The sequence below is a fragment of the Burkholderia sp. CpTa8-5 genome (assembly GCF_017815045.1).
Taxonomy (GTDB): Bacteria; Pseudomonadota; Gammaproteobacteria; order Burkholderiales; family Burkholderiaceae; genus Burkholderia; species Burkholderia sola.
In genome coordinates this window covers 661,881-684,871 of record NZ_JAGIQD010000001.1, presented here as the reverse complement: position 1 = coordinate 684,871, position 22,991 = coordinate 661,881, and the positions used below count along the sequence as shown (strand labels likewise).

Here is a 22,991-nt window from a genome sequence, read left to right as displayed (position 1 = left end):
GCTCATCGCGCAAGCGCCGTGCCCGTCGCCGGCGTCGCGCGCATCCGGGCCACCAGCGGATAGTGGTCGGACGCGTGCCGCGCCCGCGCGCTGCGATGCACGACCACGTCGACCAGCAACTCGCCCGGATGAATCCAGATCCGGTCCAGCGAGAACACCGGCCACACGGTCGGAAACGTGCGCGGCGCCGGCGCGCGCCGGAACCGCGTGACGAGCGCCTGCAGCGCGCGGCCGCGCACGAACCATTCGTTGATGTCGCCGAGCAGGATCACCGGCATCGCGCCCGTGTCGAACGCCGCGAGCAGCCGCTGCACCTGCGCGCTGCGTTCGCTCGCCGACAGCCCGAGATGCGTCGCGACCACGCGGATCGGGCCCGCGCTGCAATCGATGTCGGCGTCGAGCGCGCCGCGCGGCTCGCGCGGGTGGAACGACAGGTCGAGCATGCGCGCCGCGCGGATCGGGCAGCGCGACAGCACCGCGTTGCCGTAGCGGCGCTCCGGCGTATCGATCGTCGGGCCGGCCACCGCGTGCATGCCGGTCGCGTCGCGCAGGTGCGCGAGCACGTCCGGCACACGCGTGCCGCCGAGCGGCACTTCCTGCAGCGCGATCACGTCCGCGTCGAGTTCGTCGATCACCGCCGCGATCCGGTCGACCGCGCGCGCCGGCCACGCGCCGTGGCCGCCGTGAATGTTGTAGGTCGCGATCCGCAGGTCGCGCCCGCCCGGCGCGGCGGCGGGCGCCGCGTCGGCGGTGACGACGTGCGGCGGCGGGGCCGGGTCTTGGCTCAGCGCCATCGTCGCAGCACCCTCACCAGCAGGATCGACACGCCGACCAGCGCGAGGCCGATCGCCGCGAGCCACGCGAACGCGCCGGGCCCCGGATGGCTGAGCGCGGCGGTCAGCTGATGCGCGAACGTGACGGTCAGCACGATGCCGGGCAGCATCCCGAGCGCGGTGCCGATCAGGTAGTCGCGCAGCCCGATGTGCGATGCGCCGGCGACGAGGTTCACGACGGTGAACGGCGCGATCGGCAGCAGCCGCAGCACGGCCATCGCGACCACGCCGCGCCGGCCGATGTGCTCGCTCAGCCGGTTCGCGCGCGCGCCGGCGAGCCGGCGCACCGCGTCGCGCCCGAGCCAGCGGCCGAGCGCGTAGGTCGCGGCGGCGGCCGCCATCGAGCCGACGCCCGCATACGCGAAGCCCGGCCACGCGCCGAACACGAGCCCCGTCGCGGCGATCAGCAGCGTGATCGGCACCGTGAAGGTCGCGGCGATCACGTAGGCCGCGAGCAGCAGCACCGGCGCGCCCGGCAGCCGCGCGATGCCGGCCACCGCGTGCGACAGCGACGCGACGTTCAGGTGCGCGCCCAGCGGCGTGAAACGCCACGCAAGCGCGAGCGCGGCGATCGCGAGCACCACCGCGCCCAGCACGAAAAAGCGCGCGGTGAGCGAGCGATGCTGCTCGTGCGGCACGAATTCGCGGACGAACCGGTCCGGCTCGATCGGCTGCTCGGGATCGAGCCGCGCGCTGACCGGCACGAGCGCCTCGAACTGCGGCGACACGGCCGGGTCGAGCGTGCGCAGCGTGCGGCCCGGTTTCGCGCGCAGCCGGTCGAGCACGATGTTCGGCCGTTCTCCGCCCGCGAACGCGTCGGCCACCGCCGCGGGCGTCGTACCGAGGTGCTCGGCCAGCAGCCGCTCGCGCATGCCGGCGATCGCCGCGCGAACGCGGGCATCGCCGGCCGCGACCAGCGCGATGCAGCATTCGGTGTCGAGCACCATCGAGCGGTTATTGAGGTTCGCGCTGCCGATCACGATGCATTCGTCGTCGACGATCGCGACCTTGCTGTGCACGTTCACGCACCCGTCGCCGAGCCCGTCGACGTGCGGATACAGCAGCCGGTAGCGGTCGAAGCGGTCGGCCGACGCGAGCGTCGCGTGCAGCCGCGCGCGCAGCACGCCCATCGTCGCTTCCTGCAGCCAGCCGCTCTGCACGCGCGGCGCGACGACCGTCACGTCCGGCCCGTGCGCGTCGGCGAGGCGTGCGGACAACGCTTCGCGCACCACCGCCGCGGTGAAGTACTGGTTCTCGACATACAGGTGCCGCTGCGCGGCGCGGATCGTGTCCTCGACGAGCGCGCGCACCTGGGTGACCGGCTCGCGGCCGCCGTGACGCGGCGCCGTATACGCGATGCCGAGCCGCACGTCGCGTACGTCGACGCGCGCGTCGGGCGGCCACGGATCGGGGTCGTCCGGCCGGTCGAGATGCCGCTGCGCGCGGATCGCGATCGGACGCCCGCACGCCTGCAGCCAGCGGGCACGTGCCTGTTCGCCGATCGCGGCGGCCGCGTCGCCGTCGAACATCGCGTGCACGTCGTGGAACGGCCCGTACGGCATGCCGTGCTCGTCGCGGCGGCGCGGGTCGTCGGCCGCATGCGCGGGCGTGTCCCAGCGGGCGCGCGTCAGGTCGAGGCCGCCGACGAACGCGAGCCGGTCGTCGATCACGACGAGCTTCTGGTGATGCGACGCGCCGCGCGGGTGCGCATCGTCGAGCCGGAACCGGATGCCGCGATGCGCGCGCCAGCCCGCCCGATACACGGGCGGCCAGTCGCGCTCCAGCGCGTAGATCATCGCAAAATCCCACGCGAGCACGTAGATGCGCAGGTTGTGGCGGGCGGACGCGAGCGCGTGCAGGAAGGCCGCGAGCGTATCGGGCAGCGTGTCGTCGGCGCCGCCCGGCGCGAGCCGCATCCGGCTGTCCACGTCCCAGCCGACGATGAACACCGTATGGCGCGCGCGCAGCAGCGCGGCGCGCAGCGTCGAGAAGTACGCGTCGCCGTCGACCAGCATCGCGAAGCGGTCCGCGTGGCGGATCGTGTCGCAGTTGCGCCCGCGTTCGAGCAGGCCGTGCCGCGAAGGGGCGTTCGCCGGCGCGGGGGCGACGCGCCGGTCGTCGGCGCGGGTCACGCGGTCCGCCACGATCATCGTGCGCCGACGTCCCGGTCGCCGTCGATCCGCTGCAACAGCGCGTCGCAGCGCGCGCGCAGCGCCTGCAATTCCGGCGAATGCGCGTTGAGCCGCACGCGTTCGCCGCTCTGCGGGTCGCCGTGCGTGATCGCGATGTCGTAGATCTCCTGCGCGATCGTCGCCGACGCGTGCGCGATCCTGATCCGGTCGAGCCACTCGCAGTCGGCGTGCCGGCACGCGAGCCACGCGCGCAACGCGCCGACCAGCTGGCTGGTCGTGAGCCACGCGCCGCCGCGCATGCGGGCAGCGAGCTGGCTCGTCACGAGATAGGAGAGCAGGTCGGTCTGGGTCACACGAAACTCCTTGACGAGGTGTCGGGTTGACAGGTCCGTACGCACGCGATGTTTTGCAGCGTTTCGCAGATCGCCGCGAATTCCGGCCCGCTCGTGCGCGAGAACGAGACGGAGATGTCGTCGGTGTCCGGATCGTCGTCCGACTGCTGGACGATGAACCGTTTCACGCGCACGCGGCCGGGGCCGAGCGCCTCGTGCAGCGTGCCGAGCGTCAGGCCGCCGCGTTCCGCCACGAGCAGCAGCGTGCGCTGCTGGCGCTGCGCGATGAAGCGGCGCTCGAGCGGCTTCACGCCCGCGAGGATCGCGAGCACGATCGCCGTCGCGCCGACCGACGCAACCACCATGCCGCCGCCCGCGGCGAGCCCGACGCCGGCCACCGCCCACAGGCTCGCGGCCGTCGTCAGCCCGCGCACCACTTCGCCGCGCAGCAGGATCGAGCCCGCGCCGAGAAAGCCGATGCCGGACACGACCTGCGCGGCGACCCGAGACGGATCGACCACGACGCCGTTTTGCCCGCGCACGTCCTCGAAGCCGAACGTCGACACCAGCATCACGAGCGCGGAGCCCACGCATACGAGCATGTGCGTGCGCAGCCCGGCGGCCCAGTTCAGGCGTTCGCGTTCGAGCCCGATCACGCTGCCGAGCAGCGCGGCCAGCAGCAGGCGTCCCAGCAATTCGAGATGGCCGATCATGATTGCATCCCTTCCGGCCCTTCGCGATGCGGGCCCGGTAACGGTTCGATGCGGAAAAGGGACGCAAGCAGCGTGCCGGCCGGGCACGGCGCGTGCGCACGAGGCCGGCGGCGCGCGCGGCGATCATGCGGCGCGCATTTTTTTCATCGCCATCGCAGATAAGACAGGAGGCCACCGTGGCACATCAACAGGACGCACAGGTTCGGGACCCGTATCGCGGCCACGAAATCCTCGTCTGGGCGCGACCCAACGAACAGGGCGCATGGCGCGACGAGGTTCAGGTGTACGTCAATGGGGCGCGCATCGAGTTGACGGTACCGGCGGCCGCCGGTACCGAATGGCTGACCGAGGTCGAGGCGCTGCGCGCGGGGCTGGAACGCGGCCGCTATCTGATCGACAAGCGCGTGGACGACGACTGACCGGCATGGCGCTTGCGGCGCCGCAGGCCGCGACAGCCGCCCCGCAGCATCTCGTCAACCCACCCATGCCGGCCCGCGCCGGGAGGAACCGATGAGCGATCCGCGTACCCTGCATATCTACCGCTACGACCCCGATCGCGACGCGCAGCCGTACCTGCAGCGCTACGAGATCGACGTGAATCCGGACGACCGCATGCTGCTCGACGTGCTCGGCCGCGTGAAACGCGACGACGAGACGCTCGCGTATCGCCGTTCCTGCCGCGAGGGGATCTGCGGGTCCGACGCGATGAACATCAACGGCAAGAACGGCCTCGCGTGCCTGACCAACATGCAGACGCTGCCGCGCGAGATCGTGCTGCGGCCGTTGCCGGGGCTGCCGGTGGTGCGCGATTTGATCGTCGACATGACCGACTTCTTCAACCAGTACCACTCGATCCGGCCATACCTGATCAACGACACGACGCCGCCCGCGCGCGAGCGGCTGCAATCGCCGGAAGAGCGCGATCAGCTCGACGGGCTGTACGAATGCATTCTGTGCGCGTGCTGTTCGACGTCGTGCCCGAGCTACTGGTGGAACCCGGACAAGTTCGTCGGGCCGGCCGGGCTGCTGCAGGCGTACCGGTTCATCGCCGATTCGCGCGATCTGGCGACGGCGGAGCGGCTGGACGATCTGGAGGATCCGTACCGGCTGTTCCGCTGCCGGACGATCATGAACTGCACGGACGTGTGCCCGAAGGGGCTGAATCCGACTAAGGCGATTTCGGAGATTCGGACAATGTTGGTTAGGCGGACGGTGTGATGCGCGATGTCTGAATGCGTGCTCTCGAAATCATGAAAATAACGCGATAAGTCGTTGCAGCAAAGGTATTCGCGCCGTCCAGCCATCGACGTTGGAAGGCGGCATGGCGATGAAGCGCAATGGAGACGACTTCGATTGGTCGTAGTAGAAAATGGCGTCGTCGCCGTACTCCAGTTCCCGAGGGGCTGCGTCGTTGATCGTGCGTACCGCAAAATACCGCTCTGCCCGCACCTCTCCGGCCGGGCCTATCACCCGGAGCCGAATTTCGTCGCCGTCGCCAAAGGAGCGATGTGCCCCACACAGCTCGATTTTGTATTTCTCGCCGCCGAACTCTTTCGTTCCCCCGTTAAGCGTCTGAGTATAGTTTTCGCAATCCCCATATGATTTCCGCAACATAAGAGACGGAATCGCCAGCGCCAAAACGAGCGCGAATGCGATTAAATTTTTTCTGGTGGCGTGCATATTTCGCCCAGGCTCAACTTGATGTATGGCAACGAGCGGCAACAATGAAAACAACTGTCAGCACGGCCCGCGCATTCAAGGGCAGCAAAGATACGGACAGCTCGCCACCGAAGGCGAATAGTAGCCGAGCCGATCCGCGTCGCCCGCCTGATCCGACGTCGACATCAACCACGACGGAAGCGCGTTTCTGCGGCCGCTGTGCTTTCGCTTTAGCTTGCTGATAGGTGCCGGCGGCTCCTGCCATCGTGTTGGCTACTCCTGTTCGTTTATCGAGATCCGTCCAGTCTATCGGGATACGGAAGTGCAGCCACTGGGGTCCGGGGAAATAGTCTTATAACCAATCGAAGATTAAATAGTCATATTTATTCTCGAATCACTGATTAAGGTTATCGCATGCGAGAAACTCATTCGCCCGCGGAGTTTCGCGCGTGAGTGTTATGGGTCGGAAACTTGAAAATACGGAAAAAACGCGCAGACGTGGCTCGCGGCGAGCGTCGATCCTTGCGTTGTCCGCGTCACGCTCTTAGCGCTGACCGCGAATTCGGACAATGCGTCCGGCGGACGGTTCAGCACAGAGCATCCCGAAGCGGAACCGCCGGCTCCCGCTATTTCTCGACGAACGCGTCCACATGCGTGGCACGCCGTTGCGCCGCTGCGCGACCCTCGGCCGGATAGAACTGCCGCGCCCAGCGCTGAAACACCGGATACGGTCCGTCGCCTGCGACCGGTGTCCCGTAGCCCGTGTAGTCGCGATGGCTCCACACCATGATGTCTTCCTTGAACACCGGCACCAGCCACAGTCGATGCAGCAACCGGCCGAGCGCGGCGTAGACGATTCGCTGCAACGGCGCCGGCCACCGCGACAGCCACGAAAAGCGGAACGAGATGCCGTCCCGGAAGGTCCAGCGCAGCGGCGCGATCTGTACGCCGCACGCGAAGATCTTCGCTTCGAGGCCGATCGCCTTCATTTCATGGTCGGACGACACGCAGCCGAGCCCATGAACGCCGATCAGCGTGCTCCATTTGATGTTCTTCCATGCCATGTCCACCTGCATCGAAATGCGCGGGCCGTCGATCACGGGCGCATGCGGCTTCATGTCCTTCCAGCGATGCAGCGCGCCAAAGTGTTCGAGGTCGTAGCCGTTTTCGGGCAGGTTCTGCATCACGCCGCGCAGCGTGAAAGCCTGACCGACGGGCGCCGAGAAGCCGGTCATGTCGACTTCCGGCAGTTCCCACGTCGGCGCGAGGCCGTCGGCGTTCTGCCACACGAACACGAAGCCGTTCCATTCGCGCACGTGACGGGTGCGAAGCGTCAGCGCTTGCCCGCCCTTCGTGCAGCCGGCGGTGGTGCGCCGCCCGTCGGGGCCATACGCGTAGTGATGGAACGGACAGACGATCTGCTCGCCGTCGACCACGCCGCCGTGGCCCAGATGCGCGCCCTGGTGCGGGCAATACGCGTCGACCGCGCACGCGACGCCCGATGCCGTCCGGTACAGCACGACATCGCGTCCCATGAAAGGCGTCGTGAGCACGGTGCCGCGCTTCAACTCGCGGCTGAAACACAGCGCGAACCATCCGTCCGGATAGGGCAGCGGCGCGGTTTCGTCGACGGGGCCGGTTGCATGCCTCGCGCGCTCCTGCATTGGCACGGCGTTCATCGCGCGAATTCCCGATCGGCGTGCGCGACAGCCGCCGGCACGGCGTCGCGTTGTCCGTCAGGCGCGTCGCCGCCGGAAGCCGGGTAGAACTGCGCGGCCCAGCGCCGGAACGTCATGATCGGCATCTCGCCCGCCATCAACGTCGGGCGCGCGTCGTAGTCGCGGTGATCCCAGATGCGCAGGTCGCGCTTGAATTGCGGCACGAACCACAACCGGTACGCGGCGCTCACGAGTGTCTCGTGCAGCGCCCGGCGCAGCGGCGACGGCCACGCCGACGCGCGTTCGACGCGCAGCGCCACGAATTCGCGGCAGGTCCAGCGATCGGCTTCGATCTGCGTCGGGAACAGCACGACCCGCGCATGCAGCCCGAGGTCCGGCAGTTCCATGCGCGCGGCCATGCAGCCCAGGCCGTGCATCGTGATATCCAGCAGCAGCCGTTGGCCGAGCAGCACGAGCGTCGAGCGCATCGTCATCCGGTGGCCATCGGCTTGCGGCGGCTCGAGCACCGGATTCGACCACCCGTGCACGGGGCTGAAATGGTTGACGTCGACGCCGTTCTCGGCCGGATTCTGCAGGCTGCCGTTCAGCGTGTGGCACTGGCCGCGCGGCCGCGAATAGCCGTCGAGGTCGAGTTCGGGCAGCGACCACGACGGCGGCGCGCCCGTACGGTCCTGCCATGCGAGCACGAGGCCGTTCCATTCGCACACGTGGCGCTGCCGCAGCGCGGTGGCAGGCGGCTTGCCGTCGCGCCCGGCGCGCACGCAGGTGCCGTCCGGCGCGAACGCGAGGTGATGGAACGGGCACACGATCTCCTCGCCGCGCACGACGCCGCCATGCCCGAGATGCGCGCCGAGATGCGGGCAATGCGGCGCGACCGCGCGAATCAGGCCGGATGCCGTTCGATACAGCACGACGTCCTCGCCCATGAAGCGCGTGACGACGAGTGCGCCGCGTTTGACGTCGCGGCTGTAGGCCAGCGCGAACCAGCCGTCCGGATAGCGATGTCGGGAAGCGGCCGCGGGTTCGGGCACAACAGGGATCGATGCGTGCATGCGCGTCTCCAGTCATCGGGGCGAAGCATGCCGGTCCGCCGCCGCGATTTCCTCGAGCGTCGGCAGTGGCGTCATCGCGACTTCGCCGCCGGCGAAGCGGCCGCCGCCGAGATCGTCGCCGTGGTAGCGGGTGCTGAACGCGTGAAATTCCGCGTTGCCCGCGCTCATGTAGCCCAGCTCCGTCACGTAGGCCTGCGCGACGGGGTCGTCCGCCAGCGCGCCGGTCGCGACCGCTTCGCGCGCGTCGATCAGGCGGCCCTCGTTCGACGTGCAGAGTGCCGCGAGCCGGTCGAGCGCCGCCTGCACGTTCAACTGCTCGACGCGCATCAGGATCCAGACGGCATTGAATCGCTCGTGCGCGGAGCGTTCCTTGCGAAACGAAAACAGGTCGTTGACGAGGATCACCGAATCGATCGTCCTGTCCCGTGCGTCGGCCAGCGCCGCGTGTTGCGCGAGGCGCTGCTCCATGTCGATGTCGAGCGCGTATTCGGTGAGCAGCGTGATCCAGTGGCCGAAGCCCTCGACGCGGCGAAACGCCAGATAGTCGTCGAGCGACAGGCGCGATGCGTCGGTCGCTGTCGGATCGGCCTGCGTACGGATCTGGTCGCGGATGCATTCGACGAAGCGCTGCCAGAAGGCCGGGCGCGCGTCGCACCGGGTGCGCATCAAGCGCAGCGTGTCGTGCAGCAGTCGCGCGGCGGGCACATCGGCCGGCGGCGGCGTGCCGTCGACGGCCGCCAGAAAATGATCACGCAACGTGTCGAGCCCCGCCTGGTCGCCGGTGCGCGCCAGATGCGTGAACGCGTCGTCCATCAGCGTCGTGACGTTCATCATGCGATGGATCGTGTACACGCGATCGGGCCGCGCATTCGGGTAGCACAGGCTGCCATACGCGGGAATGCGCTGCGCGAGAAAACGGCGTGCCGCCGCGTCGCTGCGATAGTGCCGCAGGATGGTCGGATAGTCGTCGATCGCGAGCTGCTGCTCGATCGCTGCGTGCCGCGGGTGCCGGGCAACGGGCAGCGCGAGCCGCGGCAGCGGCAGCACCAGCGTGTGCGTCGCGCTCGGCGGGGCGCTGTCGGCGTGCGGCGTTCCGGATGCTTGCATGCGAATCTCCGGGTTACGCGTCCGGTTTGACCGCGACGATGCTGTAGGTCGACACCTTGTTCTTGATCAGCGCGACGGACCAGTTTTCGGCGAGCACGCGCAATTCTTCCAGCGTGTCTGGCGCGCGGTGCGGGAAATGGCGGTCGATGTTGGCCTTGGCGTCCATCAGCCAGCGCGCCACGTCGATGTTCGACGGCAGCACGCGCATGTCGCGGATCGCGAACCCGGCGTCGATCAGCACCTGCCTGAAATAGTCGGGCGTCTTCCGATGCTTGCACGCGATCCGGTCGATCTCGTCCGGCGTGTCGGACTCGTATTCGTTGAGTGCGACGTTGTACAGATTATCGGAGATGATCACCGACCCGCCGCCGCGCACGCGCGCATGCAGTGCGCGCATGGCTTTTTCGTACAGCGCGTTCGGGAAATGCGAGATCACGCCGCGAATGATCGCGAGATCGTACGGCGTCGCGGGATCGGGCAGTCGATCGACGTCCTGCGCGTTGCACTGATACAGGTTGATGCGCCCAGCGAGCCCGTGCTGCGCATGAAAGCGTGCGCAGTACTCGAGTTGCTCGCGACTGACGTTGATACCGTCGAGGCGCATGCAGCCGGGGAAGCGGCCGGCCAGATACTTGAGGATGTAGCCCCAGCCGCAGCCGATGTCGAGAATGCGCTCGACGCGTGCGGGAACGGGGTCGTCGAAGCCGGCGAGGCGAAGCTGGCGTTCGAAGTAGCGAATGCCCGATTCATCGAGCGAGATCGGCGGCGTGGAGCGCGGATCGTCGTAGACGCCGAACTGAAACAACAGGTACTCGCCGATCGCCTTGCGCCAGTCGTCCGGACTGCCGGCGTAGGTCGCCTGCACTTTCTGCTCGTAGTCGCTCACCGTTTCGCCGTGCAGCACGCGGATAGGCAGCGCGGGCGCCAGGTGCGGCGCGCGCATGTCGGCGATTGCCTGTTCGCTGATCTGATTCATCGAAATCCTCGCGTCGTCCATTTCCGTCAAACCGGACAAAACAATGCCCGCCGATCGAGTGGGAGCGCACGCCTTCACGAACCGCCGGCGCGAAAATGCTCCGCGCCCCGACACGTGCGATCGTGCGATTGAATGAATCGATGTAATGCTTCTGTCGAAGCGTTATGAAGGCGAAAGATCCGTGCGCATTTATAGGACCCCGAATAAATGGCGGAAAGGGCGCGGTGACGCAGTATCGCGATGCAGGCCCCATATCATGCGCGGGACGTCTGGCGACGCGGGGTTGCGCCGGCTGGCCGGTTCGGCTCCGTATGCCGCTTGCGTTTTCACGATTCGGATACTGCGATCGTGAACCGGAAGCGAAGTGTATTCGTTATATGAGAGGCGATTCGTTTTTTCAAGAATCTTCCCGTCTGTTTTAAAAAGACGGGAAAACGGGCATCGGTAAAAAATATTTAAATCGCGATCGTCAATGGCGATTTGGATTGTTTCGATTCGATGAATCGAAACGGGGCAGTCGCGCCGCGAACGTGCGCGCGCGGCTGCCCGGCCGGACGCGGGCCGGCCCGACCCGCCGGCGCCTACGGCCGCGCGGCAATCTCGTCGAGATGCCACAGCAGATCCGCCGGATCGTCGTACACGCGCAGCGCACCCGCGCGTTCCAGTTCGTCGCTGCCGTACCCACCCGCCAGCAGCCCGACCCCCAGCGCGCGGCAGCGGCTCGCGGCGAGCATGTCCCAGATGCTGTCGCCGACCACCACCGTATGCTCGATCGGCACGTTCAGCTTCGCGGCGGCGGTCAGGAACAGGTCGGGGTCCGGCTTCGCATACTTCACCTGATCGCGCGTGACGACCACGTTCTTCGCCGGATCGACGCCGAGCGCCTCGAGGTTGATCGCCGCGGTTTCCATCCGCCCGCTGGTCGCGATCGCCCAGCGAATGCCGGCATTCGACAGCGCGGCCAGCAGCTCGCGCGCGCCCGGCAGCGGCCGGACCTGCGCGCGCAGCCGCTGGTACGCAGCGGCGTGCAGCCGCGCGAGCCGCTCGACACGGTCGGCGTCGATGTCGCCGTCCGTCTCGCGCAACAGCTGGTTCAGGAACAGGCCGCCGCTCATCCCGATCTTGCGATGGATGCGCCACACCGACAGTTCGATGCCTTCGGCATCGAGCGCTTCCTTCCACGCGAGGACGTGCTGATAGACGCTGTCGACGAGCGTGCCGTCGAGATCGAACAGAAATGACGTTTCAATGCGCATGTGAATCTCCTGGCCCGATGGCATTCGGGCAAATCGTCGGCAAAACCCAATTCGTCACATTATCGGCGCACGGCCGTGTCACCGCCATGTCCCGCGCCGCGCGCGGCGGCGGCGTGTCGAACGGCGCTGGTACAATCGCGCCGATGCGCCGGGCGGGCCGCCCGCGCGCGCCCAACCTTCGTCGAATCCCCGTATGGCAACCCCCGACGCCGTCAGTTCCGAGCAATCGTGGTGGGGCGTTCTGGCCCTCGCGCTTTCCGCCTTCATCTTCAATACCACCGAATTCGTGCCCGTCGCGCTGCTGAGCGCGATCGGCGACAGCCTGCAGATGCAGCCGACCGCCGTCGGCCTGATGCTGACGATCTACGCGTGGGCGGTCGCGGCCGTGTCGCTGCCGCTGACGTTCGTCACGCGCCACGTCGAGCGCCGCAAGCTGTTGAGCGTGGCGCTGCTGGTGTTCATCGGCAGCCATGTCGTGACCGGCTTCGCATGGAATTTCACGGTGCTGATGATCGGCCGGCTCGGCATCGCATGCGCGCATGCGGTGTTCTGGTCGATTTCGATCCCGCTCGCGGTGCGGCTCGCGCCGAGCGACCGCAAGAGCCGTGCGCTCAGCCTGATCGCGATGGGCTCCGCGATCGCGATGGTGGCCGGGATTCCGCTCGGCCGCGTGATCGGCGAGGCGTTCGGCTGGCGCGTCACGTTCCTGATCATCGCGGGCGCGGCGGGCGTCACGCTGCTGCTGCTGCGCGCCACGTTGCCGGTGCTGCCGAGCCAGGGCGCCGGGTCGCTGAGCAGCATCGGCGTGTTCCTGCGCAAGCCGGCGCTGGTCGCGCTGTACGCGATCACCGTGCTCGTCGTGTCCGCGCACTTCACGTCGTACACGTACATCGAACCGTTCGTGCAGAGCGTCAACCACGCGAGCAACAGCCGGATCACGTACGTGCTGATCCTGTTCGGCGTCGCGGGCCTGCCGGCCGCGGTCTGCTTCAATCGCGTCTATCCGCACCGGCCCGACGATTTCCTGCTCGCGTCGATCGTCGCGTTGTCGGGCTGCCTGCTGATCCTGTTCCCGTGCGCGCTGAACATCGTTACGCTGTCCGTGCACACGCTGGTGTGGGGCGGCGCGATCGTCTGTTTCGGGCTGGCGATGCAGGCATGGGTGCTGAAGCTGGCGCCGGAGGCGACCGACCTCGCCGTGTCGATCTACTCTGGGCTGTACAACGTCGGGATCGGCGCCGGCGCGCTGCTCGGCAACCATATCGCGGGAGACTTCGGGCTGCCGTGGATCGGCACCTTCGGCGGCGTGGTCGCGATCTTCGCGGGCGGTGTCGCGTGGGCCGCGTTGCGTCTGCACGCGAAACGGGAAGCGGCGGCCGCGGCGCCCGTGCGTTGAAACTGCCGTCCTTCCGTGACCGCATTGTCGAACGCGACGTCGAGTTGCCCATGGGTCGGCATCGCGAAATCGAACAGCTTGCGCCGATCGAGTTCGTTCGCGACATACGCGGCGAAGGCTTTGGCGTCGCCGCCGGCGGTCGCGATCTCGTCGGCCAGCCGATCGGGTTCGACCGTGCGTCGTGCGCTGACGGCCCGAGCCGTGAAAGCTGCACGTCTTTCGGCCGCGGCGCGGGCCGATGCCCCGGCGCATCCGCGTGGCGTACGACGAACGGGTGGCGAAGCTCGCGGAGGCGACGGGGCGGGAGCAGGTGCTGCCGCACGACCGCCCGAGATCACGCAACGGATCCGCGCCCATTTCGCCGCATCGTTCGTTGCGATGCGCTCGTTACGGCATGTTATGCTCGGCGCGAAACCCGTGTTCCGGAAATAGCGGCGCGGCAACGGGCCGCGTTCGAGCGGCACGGCCGTTCGCCCTCGATTGATTGACGCTCATGAACGGTAACTCCACGCTCGATCCAGTGGCCCAAGAGGCGATTGACTGGGAAGTGAGGCTGCGCTCCGGCGAGATTTCGCAGGCCGAGCGCGACGCATTCCTGGCATGGCGGCGCGCGGATCCGGCCCACGAAGAAGCGTGGGCGCGGCTGCAGCAGCGGCTCGGCAGGCTGGGCTCGTTGCAGGGCACGTCGAGTACGGCGGTGCGGCGGGCGCTCGACGAGCCGTCGCGACACCGCAGACGATTGCTGAAAGCCGGCGCGGGCCTGGGAGGCATCGTGCTCGCGGGGATCGGCACGCGCCAGCTCATTTCGACGTTTTCGCTCGACGCGGACTACCACAATGGCGATGTGGTCCCGCAAAGGGTCCAGTTCGACGGCAGCGTTTCCGTCACGGCCGGCGCGGCCACGCGGGTGTATACCCATGCGCGTGACCAGGCCGACCTCTATCTGGCCGCCGGTCAGGTTGCAACCGATCCGAATCGCGCAGGCTATCAGCCTGTCGTCGTGACCACCCGCGACGGCATGGTCCGCACCGAGCGGGCGCGCGTGAGCGTGGACGTTCTGCGCCTGCATACCGTCGTGGCCGTGCAAGGCGGCGACGCCGTGCTGGCTGTGCCTCACGGGCGCCGCTTGCGGGTGCCCGATGGATCGGCATGGTCCCTGTCGGGCGGGCAGATCGCGCGCATGCCCGAAACGTCGGCCGACATCTTCTCGTGGACACGCGGCACGCTGGTCGTGCTCGACCGCGCGGTGCCGGACGTGATCGAAACGCTGGGCCGTTACTTCGGCGGCTATGTCCGTTTTCCGGAGGCCGCGCTGTCGCGCCGTGTGAGCGGCGTCTTTCCGCTCGACGACGCGCCGGCCGCACTCCGGCAACTGGCCGAAAGCCTCGGGTTTTCCCTGAGTCTGTACGGCAACATGCTCGCCGTCGCCACACCTGCCTGAAACCGCAGGCTGCCTCTCCAGTTCCCTTCCAGATTTTTTTTGATTTGCGGTGTCACTTTTCGCCGCTCGTTGCACAAGGTAATCAAGAGCGCATCAAATCGCTCGACATCAACCCGTGCACTCGAGTGGAGGAAGTGTGTTCGACGCTATCGACAAGTCCATATTGTCCGTCCTGCAGCAGGACAGCACGCTCTCGGTGGCCGAGATCGCCGACCGTGTGAACCTTTCGACCACGCCATGCTGGCGACGCATTCAGAAGCTCGAGCAGGACGGCGTGATAGCGCGTCGCGTGGCGCTTCTGGATGCGAAGAAGCTCAACGTGGGCGTGACCGTTCTGGTGGAAATCAAGACCGCGGAACATACCGCCGCATGGTTGCGGCGTTTCTGTGACGTGGTGGCGACGATCCCCGAGGTGGTGGAGGTCCATCGCATGAGCGGGCACATCGACTACATGCTCAAGGTGGTGGTGCCGCATATCGACGCGTATGACAGCGTATACAGGCGTCTGATCGGCGCGGTCGACATCTTCGATGTCAGCTCAAGCTTCGCGATGGAGACCATTAAGCAGACCACCGTATTACCGCTCGATTACATGCTGTGACCGCGGGGCCGAGCAGTTTGTCGACAGGGGCGGAGAAGGACGGAATTTCACCGGCGCGGCGGGAGCCGCGGAATGGAATTCCAAAACGGGCAGCGCAAGCGAATTGTTTCAAAAAAACATTCCAGGCCCGGACGATAGACTTGTTTCATCGATGACGCGTTCGGGCAAGAGGCTGACCGAAGCCCGATTGAAAGCATGACGGAAATTTGCGACACGATGATGACGCGGTCACGCGTAGGAATACTGATAGAACGGACGAAGAGCCAATACATTCGACAAGGGAGCGGTTCAAACGTGAAGCTCAATATCGGAACTCGCCGGGCCATCTCGAGCCAGGCATCAGGGGTTGCCATCGCGGTTGCCGTTGCACAGGTTTTCATCGCGGCGTCGGCGCATGCACAACAGGCCGCACAGCAGTCATGGCATCTCGCAAGCGGTCCGTTAGACCGCACGCTGGTCGAAATCGCCCAGGCGGCCAACGTGAGGTTGAGCTACGACGCGGGCCTCGTGCAATCGTTGAAATCGTCGCCGGTGGAGGGCAGCTATACCGCCGAGGCCGCGATTCGACAAGCGCTCCGCGGCACCGGTCTCGACCTCGTCGCGACGGGCAGCGGTGGCCTGACCATTCAGAAGGCGGTTGCGAAGCCCGCTGCGGCCGCGCCCGTCGCGGCGTCGGCGGCGGCAGCCTCTGTGGGGCCTGTCGATACCACGCTTCCGCTGATCAGCGTGGCGGCCAGCCGGGACTCCGGCGGCACCGGCTTCGTCGCGGAATCGTCGTCCACCTATGCGCGCTCGGATGTGCCGCTGAGCGAGACGCCGAAATCGGTCAGCGTCATCAACGCGGCGGTGATCCAGAGCCAGGCCGCTCAGTCGCTCTCCGACGTGCTGAGAAATGCTTCCGGTGTCGTCACGCGTCCGGGGCCGCTTGGTGTGCCGAGTTACACGATTCGAGGGTTTGTAGCGCAAAACCTCACATCGGATGGATTGGCGACTGTCGGGACTGCCCCCAACGTTACGCCGACGATCGCCATCTCGAGCGTGGAAGTGGTCAAGGGGCCCTCGGCCATCGTGAATGGCAACAGTCCGCCGGGAGGCGTCATCAATCTCGTCAAGAAGACGCCGCAGGCCGAGCCGTTTCACGAAATCCAGGTGGGCTACGGTTCCTACGGCGACGAGCAGATCGCGCTGGACAGCACGGGCGCCATCACCGCCGACAAGAAGCTTCGGTATCGCTTCATCATCTCGGGCGAGCGGGTTGGCCAGAATTCGATGGGATATGACGGCGAGAGAAATTTCTACTTCGCCCCGACCCTGCAATGGAAGGACTCGACCACGGATGTGACGGTCGGCTATGAGCGCACGGTCAATCGCGAGCCGGTTCCCCAGTTCACGCTCGGCCATGCCGCCGGCGATATCTATCGAAACTATATCGACAAGCCGCTAGGCACGCCGTCCGACCATTTCGGCGCGCAAACGGACAATATTTTCATTCACCTGGAACAAAAGCTCGGCACGGCGCTGACCTTCGTGAGCAAGGGTTCCTATACGCGGACCCAACAAACGCAGCAAGCCTGGACAACGGCGACGCCGCTCTCGGCGACCAACGGCACGTTGTTCCACAACTTCGATTCGGTCTCGGATTTCTACAGTTGGAGCTTCCAGAATTACCTGCGAGCCAAGTTCGATATCGGTGCTGCAAAAAATACGGTGATTGCCGGCTGGGACGTTCTTCGCTACAGCCAGCATCAGTCTGACACCACGACATCGAAATTCATTTCCATTCCGAATGTCTTCGGCTCATTTACGCTTCCGTCTCCCGACACGGGAAACGTGATGCCGAATAACACTACCTACTTCACTCAAACCGGTTTATATCTACAAGATCAGTTTTCCTATAAGAATTTCCATGCGCTCGCGTCCGTGCGCCGGGATACCTATCTGACACATGCGACCTACGCCGGTACCCCACCAGCGGGAAGCCATCAGAACGCCTATAGCCCGAGCCTCGGCCTGCTCTACGAACTGACCTCCGAGGTTGCTGCCTACGCCAGCTACAACCGCGGCTTCCAGCCGGGCACGTCGCTTCAATTCGGTGGCGGTGTGCTCCCCCCGCAAATCAGCCAGCAAGTCGAAGTGGGCATGAAGTTCAACCTGCTGGACGACAAGCTGGCCATTACGACCTCGGCCTACCGCACCTCGTTCAGCAACTACAACGTCAACGATCCGCTCCATCGCGGTTTCTCTATTGCGACCGGCGGGGCCGTCAGCCGCGGATTCGAGGCAGAGATCAGTGGCCAGCCACTGCCCGGCGTCAACCTGATTGGTAGCTATACGTACAACGACTTCGTTCAGCCTTCGGGCAGCAAAATCGCCGTGAACCTGCCCAAGAACAGCGCCAGCCTGTGGGCCACCTACAACTTTCAGACTGAAAAGCTCCAGGGTTTCGGGGTCGGCGCGGGGCTCTTCTTCGCGAGCGGGCAGTACATCGGCTCGGGCTCGGCGTACCGCATTCCCAGTCAGGTGGAGACGGATCTCGGCCTGTTCTATCGGAAGAAAGGTTACGGCCTGAATCTTTCGATCAAGAACGTATTCAATCGCAAGCTCTACTACAGCAGCACGACGCCCAGCATGATCCCGATGGGACCGGAGCGGACGGTCATGCTGACCGGAACCTATGACTTCTGATTCCTTGCCCGGCCGCCCCTGGGATGACATCGCCGTGCGCGAGAACACGTCCCAGGCGCCCCATGCGCGCACCCGCCGCGTCGCGTGTGCCGCGGGTGTACTGCTTGCACACGCGCTCGGGCTGTACGTTGCGGTTCACGAAAGCGCGGTGACGCTCAGGCTCGAGGCCGGGCGTCCGGCGGGCGGCACGGTGCAGGTGCAACTGGTCGCCGCGCCGGCGCCGCGGCCCGCACCGACACCGCCTGCGCCGCCCAAGCCGCACACCGAGCCGCCGAAACCCGTGGCGCCGGCGAAGCCGGAAAAGGCGCACGTGCTGGCGTCGCGCGCGCCGAGCCCGCGTACGGCGGAGGCGGCACCTCAGGAGACGCCGAAACCCGCCGAACCGCGGCCGGCCGCGCCGGCGCCCACGCCGCATCCCGCACCTGAAGCGGCGCCGGCACAACCTGTCGCGCAACCCGCGCCCGGGCCGAACCTGCTGGACGCGCCGAGGCAAATCAGCGCGGGCGAGTTGAAGCAGTTGGGATGCCAGATGCCGCGACCCGACTACCCGGCGAAAGCGCGCCGGCTGCAACAGGAAGGCACGGTGGTCGTGCATCTGAGCATCGGCACCGACGGCGCGGTGACGTCTGCGCGCGTGGCGCAGAGCAGCGGCTCGCCGCTGCTCGACGCGGCCGCCGTCGCGGCGATCCGTGCCGGCCGCTGTCACCCGTACGAGACCGCGGGCATCGCGCGCTCGGTCGAAGCTTCCCAACCCATCGCATTCAACCTGAACGACTGAACCCGCACCAATCGGAGCAACACATGGAACAGTATGGCATCGCCAACGTCTGGCAACAGGGTGACTTCGTTACCCGCTTCATCTTCGTTTTCCTGATCGGCATGTCCGTCGTCTCGTGGTTCGTGATACTGACGAAAGGATTCGCCAATCGGCGTCTCGAATCGCTCGGCAAGCGCGCGCAAACGGGTTTCTGGTCCAGTGCGTCGATCAGCGACGGCATCGCGGCGCTGGGCGAGCGCGGTGACAATCCTTATCGTGCGCTGGTGCTTGCCGGGCGCGAAGCGAATGAACAGCATGCGGGCAACGAACCGTCGATGCAGGGCAGCCTGAGCGCGAGCGAATGGGTGGCGCGCGGGCTGCGCAACGCATTCGACGACGAAGTCGCGCGCCTGCAAAACGGCCTGGCCGTGCTGGGCTCGATCGGCAGCACCGCGCCGTTCGTGGGGCTGTTCGGCACCGTCTGGGGCATCTATCACGCACTCATGGCGATCGGCATGTCGGGGCAGGCCAGCCTCGATCACGTTGCGGGCCCGGTGGGCGAGTCGCTCGTGATGACGGCGATCGGGCTGTTCGTCGCCATTCCGGCGGTGCTCGGCTTCAACTACGTGAACCGCGGCAACAAGCGCGTGAGCCATCGGCTGAACCGCTTCGCGCACGAGCTGCACGTGTATTTCGTCACCGGTGCGAAGGCCCGTGCCGACGCTGGCCGGCCGGTCGGCGCACCGGCCGCGACCAAGCGCGCGACGCCCAACCTGGCCGCGTGAAGGAGCCTGCCATGTCAATGATTACCGATGGCGGCGGCGACGAAGGCGTCATGAACGACATCAACATGACACCGCTGATCGACGTCATGCTGGTGTTGCTGATCATCTTCATCGTGACGCTGCCCGTCATCAACAAGGCGGTGAAGGTCGATCTTCCGCAGGCGGCCGCGCAGCCGGCCGTGTCGAAAACCCAGGACATCGATCTGTCGATCACGGCGGACAAGACGGTGCTGTGGAACAAGCAGCCGGTCGACGCGGATGCGTTGAAGGCACGCGTGGCCGAGGCCGCGGCGCAGGGCGAGCCGCCCGCGGTCAATATCAACGCGGATCAGCACGTCGAGTACGGCAAGGTCGCGACCATTCTCGCGGCGCTCCAGGGCGGTGGCCTCAACAAGATTAACTTCGTGATGCAACCGCCCGAGGCGCACCAATGACGGTGAACGGCGCTTCTCCAATGGACCGCGCGGAAGACGCTGAAGCGCGCCGCCACTTTCCGTCGGTTTGGCGACTGCTGTTCCCCTACTGGCGTACGCGCGAAGGCGTGTTCTCGCTGATACTGCTGATGCTCGTGATCGGGTCGAGTTGGGCCACGACGTACGTGATGCTGTGGAACAACAACTGGACCGGCACGTTCTACGATGCGATCGGCGCGTCGCGATTCAAGGTGCTGCCGGAGCTGCTCGTGCGTTTCCTGCTCGTGGCGATGGCCGGTGCGGCCGTGCAGATTACCGGGGTGGTACTGCAGGAAATCGTGCAGATCCGCTGGCGCAGATGGCTCACGACATGGCTCGCCGAAAAATGGCTCGCGCACAACAACTACTACCGGATCGAACGCGACCGGGAACTGGAGAACGTCGATCAGCGTATCGCGGAGGACGTGAAGCTGTTCGTCAACGACACGCTGCTGCTGGGTCTCGGGCTTCTTTCGGTACCGGTCAGCGTCGTGTCGTTCAGCGTCGTGCTGTGGCGCATGGGCGGGCCGTTGCAGGTGCATGTCGGCGGATCGTCGTACGTATTGCACGGTTATCTGGTGTTCGCCGCATTTGCCTACACCAGCGTCATTTTCGCGGCGACGCATTATCTGGGCCGCCGGCTCATCACGCTGACGGCCAGACAGCATCGTGTCGAGGGCGATTTTCGCGTGCTCATGGTGGGCGTGCGTGAATTCGCGGAACAGATCGCGTTCTTTCAGGGGCAGACGACCGAGCATGGGCGTCTGCAGTCATCGTTTCGCTTCGTGGTATCGAATCTCTACACGACGCTGTGGGTGAGGACGCGCGTCTCGTTCTTTAACAATATCGTCGGTCAGTTGAGTTCGGTCGTTCCGATCGTTCCGACCTTGCTGATGCTGCCGCAACTGATGTCGGGTGGGCTGACGCTCGGCGGGCTGATGAAATCGAACAGCGCATTTAATTCCGTCACGGGGTCGTTGGCATTTTTTTGGCAAGCCTATCCGGGGTTTACGTCGTGGCGCGCGGAAGCCAACCGTTTACGCGAAGTCCTGCACGTGAGCGAGCATGAGCCGAGGCAGGAAATCGTGCTTCAAGAAAGCCGCACCGGAGCGGTCGCCGCGAGCGGGCTCGTATTGCGCGACGCGTCCGGCGACACACTGTCGCGCGTGCCCGACTTCGTGCTCCCAGCCGGCCGGCGGTGCCTCGTGCGAGGTCGCTCGGGGTGCGGGAAAAGCACGTTGCTGCGGGCGCTGGCCGGCCTATGGCCCTACGGCGAAGGCACGATCGTGCGTCCGGCAGCCGGCACGTTCTTCTTGCCGCAACGCAGCTATATCCCGCCGGGCTCGCTGAAGGCGGCGGTGACCTATCCGCGCGACGCGTCGGCATACCCCGACAGCGAATGCGAGGCACTGCTGCGCGCATGCGGATTGTCGGCCTATGCGCGCTTGCTCCATGTCGAAGACCGCTGGAGCGCTCGGCTGTCCGGTGGCGAGCAACAGCGCGTGGCATTTGCGCGCGTGCTGCTCGCCAAGCCTTCTGCAGTGTTCCTTGACGAATGCACGTCCGCACTCGATAGCCAGAGCGAGAAGGAACTGTACGGTCTGTTGATCGAGCGCTTGCCTCAGGCGACGGTCGTCAGCGTCGCGCATCGCAAGGAACTGCTGGCGTTTCACGACACCACGCTCGATTTCCCCGCTCCGTCGGTACCGGAAGCACGACAGGACGCGGCCGACGAAGCGCAGGGTGCACACGCCGGCAGCCGCCCATACATGGGAACGCAGCTGTGTTGAGCGCCACGATCCCAACCGGCACCGTGCATTTGAACCATGTACGGCGCGCCAACAAGTGAAACAGGACAAGGTCGATTCATGAGCAATCTGAAAGCAGTGACGCTGGAAACCATCGAAGCCGATGTAATCAACAACCCGCTGCCCGTACTGGTCGACTTCTGGGCGCCCTGGTGCGGTCCGTGCAAGGCGCTCGCGCCGACGCTGTCGAAAGTGAGCGAGCAGTTTCAGGGCAACGTGGCGTTCGTGAAGATCGACGTGGACGAGAATGCCGGCGTACGCGAACGATTCGGTGTTCGCGGGATTCCGACGCTGATCCTGCTGCGTGACGGCAAGGAGCTCGGCCGCGTGGTCGGCAATCGCTCCGCCACGCAACTGGCCGGCTTCATCGACAATCACCTCGGCTCCGTGACGCCGTTGCCGACGGCGATCGCCGTTGCACCGAACGCGTTCGGCGGCGACGCCCAGCTCAAGGCGGAACGCCTTGCCGCGTTGCGCGCGTGGCTGGACCGCAAGCGGGCCACGCCTTCCGAAGCGATGTGGGATGGTGAAATCGGCAGCGCCATTCAGTTCGTCTGCAACACCGCGGACGTGGACGATTGCGCGAGGATGCTGGGTATCCCGGCCAACGTGCTGGCCGTGGTGGAATCGCTGTCGAGCTATCGCAGCACCCATCTGAACGGCGCGGAGTTCGTCGCGCACTGGCTGGACGCCGTGCCGGTGGGTGCGAATCTCGCGCGGCTGCCGCAAATGCTGCTGACGGATCTACTGTCCGGCGGCGAGATGACCGAGTTGATCGGCGGCGACCCGGCGTTGCTGTCGATTCGCGACCGGCTGGCCGCGCAGCATGACCCCGCTCGGGCGGAAGGGCCCCTGGATTCGGAACTGGCCGCGATCAAGCAGGCGCTCGCGAAAGCCGATACCACCGCGGCCGGCGCCGCGCACGCGTTGGCGGCACGGCTTCTCGTATTGGTCGCTCAGCCGCTCGGCGACGCCGCGATCGTCACCGACTTCATATTCGGCCTGGCGGGCGCGCATTGGGAGTTGTTGCGCGCGGCCTGCAACTGGACGCGCGATGACGACCGACGCTTCATGCAGCTCGCCGAAGAAACGTCGAATCGCGCGGTGGAGCGCGGCGAAGAGGCTTCGCAAGGCGACAAGACTCTCGAGCGAATTGGGCTGGTGGATTCCGAACTCATTGCACGGTTTCGGTCTCACTACGGCGACGGCACGAAGGCCATGAAAAAGGTCGGCACGAGCATCGGCGATCGTTTGATCGGGCTGACGAAGCGCTGCGCGTGAATCATCGCGGAAAAGGCGCGCGCCGAACGTAAATTCCGGATGCGTC

The 22,991-nt window shown here is 66.1% G+C and carries 21 protein-coding genes; 11 read left to right on the top strand and 10 right to left on the bottom strand.

What is annotated here, in order from left to right:
* Positions 1-2 precede the first annotated feature (2 nt).
* Genes J8I35_RS03115 through J8I35_RS03100 form a run of 4 tightly spaced genes read right to left on the bottom strand, consistent with a single transcriptional unit; the run spans position 3 to position 4,010 of the window.
* Positions 3-794 (bottom strand): endonuclease/exonuclease/phosphatase family protein, encoded by a 792-nt coding sequence (locus tag J8I35_RS03115; protein ID WP_209924439.1) that lies wholly within the window; start codon positions 792-794, stop codon positions 3-5.
* Positions 785-2,983: a VTT domain-containing protein gene (locus J8I35_RS03110; protein ID WP_209924438.1), complete on the bottom strand. Its 2,199-nt coding sequence runs from the start codon at positions 2,981-2,983 to the stop codon at positions 785-787. The genes J8I35_RS03115 and J8I35_RS03110 overlap by 10 nt, the downstream gene beginning before the upstream one ends.
* Positions 2,980-3,318 (bottom strand): hypothetical protein, encoded by a 339-nt coding sequence (locus J8I35_RS03105; RefSeq protein ID WP_209924437.1) that lies wholly within the window; start codon positions 3,316-3,318, stop codon positions 2,980-2,982. The genes J8I35_RS03110 and J8I35_RS03105 overlap by 4 nt, the downstream gene beginning before the upstream one ends.
* The gene (locus J8I35_RS03100; protein ID WP_209924436.1) at positions 3,315-4,010 is read right to left on the bottom strand and encodes an MgtC/SapB family protein; all 696 of its coding nucleotides are present in this window, start codon (positions 4,008-4,010) and stop codon (positions 3,315-3,317) included. Before J8I35_RS03100 ends, J8I35_RS03105 begins: the two co-directional genes overlap by 4 nt.
* A 176-nt stretch (positions 4,011-4,186) precedes the next feature.
* Between J8I35_RS03100 and J8I35_RS03095 the strand changes: the two genes are divergently transcribed.
* Positions 4,187-4,429, top strand: a complete 243-nt coding sequence (locus J8I35_RS03095) for a DUF6566 family protein (RefSeq protein ID WP_209924435.1) — start codon at positions 4,187-4,189, stop codon at positions 4,427-4,429.
* Positions 4,430-4,520: 91 nt separating this feature from the next.
* Positions 4,521-5,228, top strand: a complete 708-nt coding sequence (locus tag J8I35_RS03090) for a succinate dehydrogenase/fumarate reductase iron-sulfur subunit (protein WP_050013958.1) — start codon at positions 4,521-4,523, stop codon at positions 5,226-5,228.
* Between the two features lie 30 nt (positions 5,229-5,258).
* On the opposite strand, the gene J8I35_RS03085 is transcribed toward J8I35_RS03090, so the two are convergent.
* The 6 genes from J8I35_RS03085 to J8I35_RS03060 all read right to left on the bottom strand — a co-directional run bounded on the left by J8I35_RS03085 (position 5,259) and on the right by J8I35_RS03060 (position 11,739).
* Positions 5,259-5,690 (bottom strand): hypothetical protein, encoded by a 432-nt coding sequence (locus J8I35_RS03085; protein ID WP_209924434.1) that lies wholly within the window; start codon positions 5,688-5,690, stop codon positions 5,259-5,261.
* 605 nt (positions 5,691-6,295) lie between these two features.
* A complete protein-coding gene (locus J8I35_RS03080; protein ID WP_209924433.1) occupies positions 6,296-7,348 on the bottom strand; it encodes a Rieske 2Fe-2S domain-containing protein in 1,053 nt (350 codons plus the stop codon).
* Entirely contained in the window at positions 7,345-8,400 is a 1,056-nt protein-coding gene (locus tag J8I35_RS03075; protein WP_209924432.1) for a Rieske 2Fe-2S domain-containing protein, read from the bottom strand. The genes J8I35_RS03080 and J8I35_RS03075 overlap by 4 nt, the downstream gene beginning before the upstream one ends.
* Positions 8,401-8,412: 12 nt before the next feature.
* On the bottom strand, positions 8,413-9,507 hold the full coding sequence (locus J8I35_RS03070) for a methyltransferase type 12 (protein ID WP_209924431.1): 1,095 nt from the start codon (positions 9,505-9,507) through the stop codon (positions 8,413-8,415).
* A gap of 13 nt (positions 9,508-9,520) precedes the next feature.
* Positions 9,521-10,483 carry a class I SAM-dependent methyltransferase gene (locus J8I35_RS03065; protein WP_050014051.1) on the bottom strand — a complete coding sequence of 321 codons (963 nt, stop codon included), beginning with the start codon at positions 10,481-10,483 and terminating at the stop codon, positions 9,521-9,523.
* A 581-nt stretch (positions 10,484-11,064) separates the two neighbouring features.
* Entirely contained in the window at positions 11,065-11,739 is a 675-nt protein-coding gene (locus tag J8I35_RS03060) for an HAD family hydrolase (protein ID WP_050013954.1), read from the bottom strand.
* Positions 11,740-11,932: 193 nt separating this feature from the next.
* On the opposite strand from J8I35_RS03060, the gene J8I35_RS03055 reads away from it, so the two are divergent.
* The 9 genes from J8I35_RS03055 (at position 11,933) to trxA (ending at position 22,945) form a co-directional block, all read left to right on the top strand.
* Complete coding sequence (locus tag J8I35_RS03055; RefSeq protein WP_209924430.1) at positions 11,933-13,135, top strand: sugar transporter; 1,203 nt, start codon at positions 11,933-11,935, stop codon at positions 13,133-13,135.
* 493 nt (positions 13,136-13,628) lie between these two features.
* Positions 13,629-14,576: a DUF4880 domain-containing protein gene (locus J8I35_RS03050; protein WP_209924429.1), complete on the top strand. Its 948-nt coding sequence runs from the start codon at positions 13,629-13,631 to the stop codon at positions 14,574-14,576.
* A 136-nt stretch (positions 14,577-14,712) separates the two neighbouring features.
* Positions 14,713-15,177, top strand: a complete 465-nt coding sequence (locus tag J8I35_RS03045; protein ID WP_012336653.1) for an Lrp/AsnC family transcriptional regulator — start codon at positions 14,713-14,715, stop codon at positions 15,175-15,177.
* Between the two features lie 294 nt (positions 15,178-15,471).
* Positions 15,472-17,862 carry a TonB-dependent receptor gene (locus tag J8I35_RS03040; protein ID WP_209924428.1) on the top strand — a complete coding sequence of 797 codons (2,391 nt, stop codon included), beginning with the start codon at positions 15,472-15,474 and terminating at the stop codon, positions 17,860-17,862.
* Positions 17,852-18,640 (top strand): energy transducer TonB, encoded by a 789-nt coding sequence (locus J8I35_RS03035; protein ID WP_209924427.1) that lies wholly within the window; start codon positions 17,852-17,854, stop codon positions 18,638-18,640. Before J8I35_RS03040 ends, J8I35_RS03035 begins: the two co-directional genes overlap by 11 nt.
* Before the next feature lie 23 nt (positions 18,641-18,663).
* The gene (locus tag J8I35_RS03030; protein ID WP_012336656.1) at positions 18,664-19,404 is read left to right on the top strand and encodes a MotA/TolQ/ExbB proton channel family protein; all 741 of its coding nucleotides are present in this window, start codon (positions 18,664-18,666) and stop codon (positions 19,402-19,404) included.
* Positions 19,405-19,415: 11 nt separating this feature from the next.
* Positions 19,416-19,838, top strand: coding sequence for a biopolymer transporter ExbD (locus J8I35_RS03025; RefSeq protein WP_074807266.1), 423 nt, complete (start codon positions 19,416-19,418; stop codon positions 19,836-19,838).
* A complete protein-coding gene (locus tag J8I35_RS03020; RefSeq protein ID WP_209924426.1) occupies positions 19,835-21,646 on the top strand; it encodes an SbmA/BacA-like family transporter in 1,812 nt (603 codons plus the stop codon). Before J8I35_RS03025 ends, J8I35_RS03020 begins: the two co-directional genes overlap by 4 nt.
* Positions 21,647-21,724: 78 nt before the next feature.
* Complete coding sequence (trxA, locus tag J8I35_RS03015; protein ID WP_209924425.1) at positions 21,725-22,945, top strand: thioredoxin; 1,221 nt, start codon at positions 21,725-21,727, stop codon at positions 22,943-22,945.
* Positions 22,946-22,991: the final 46 nt, after the last annotated feature.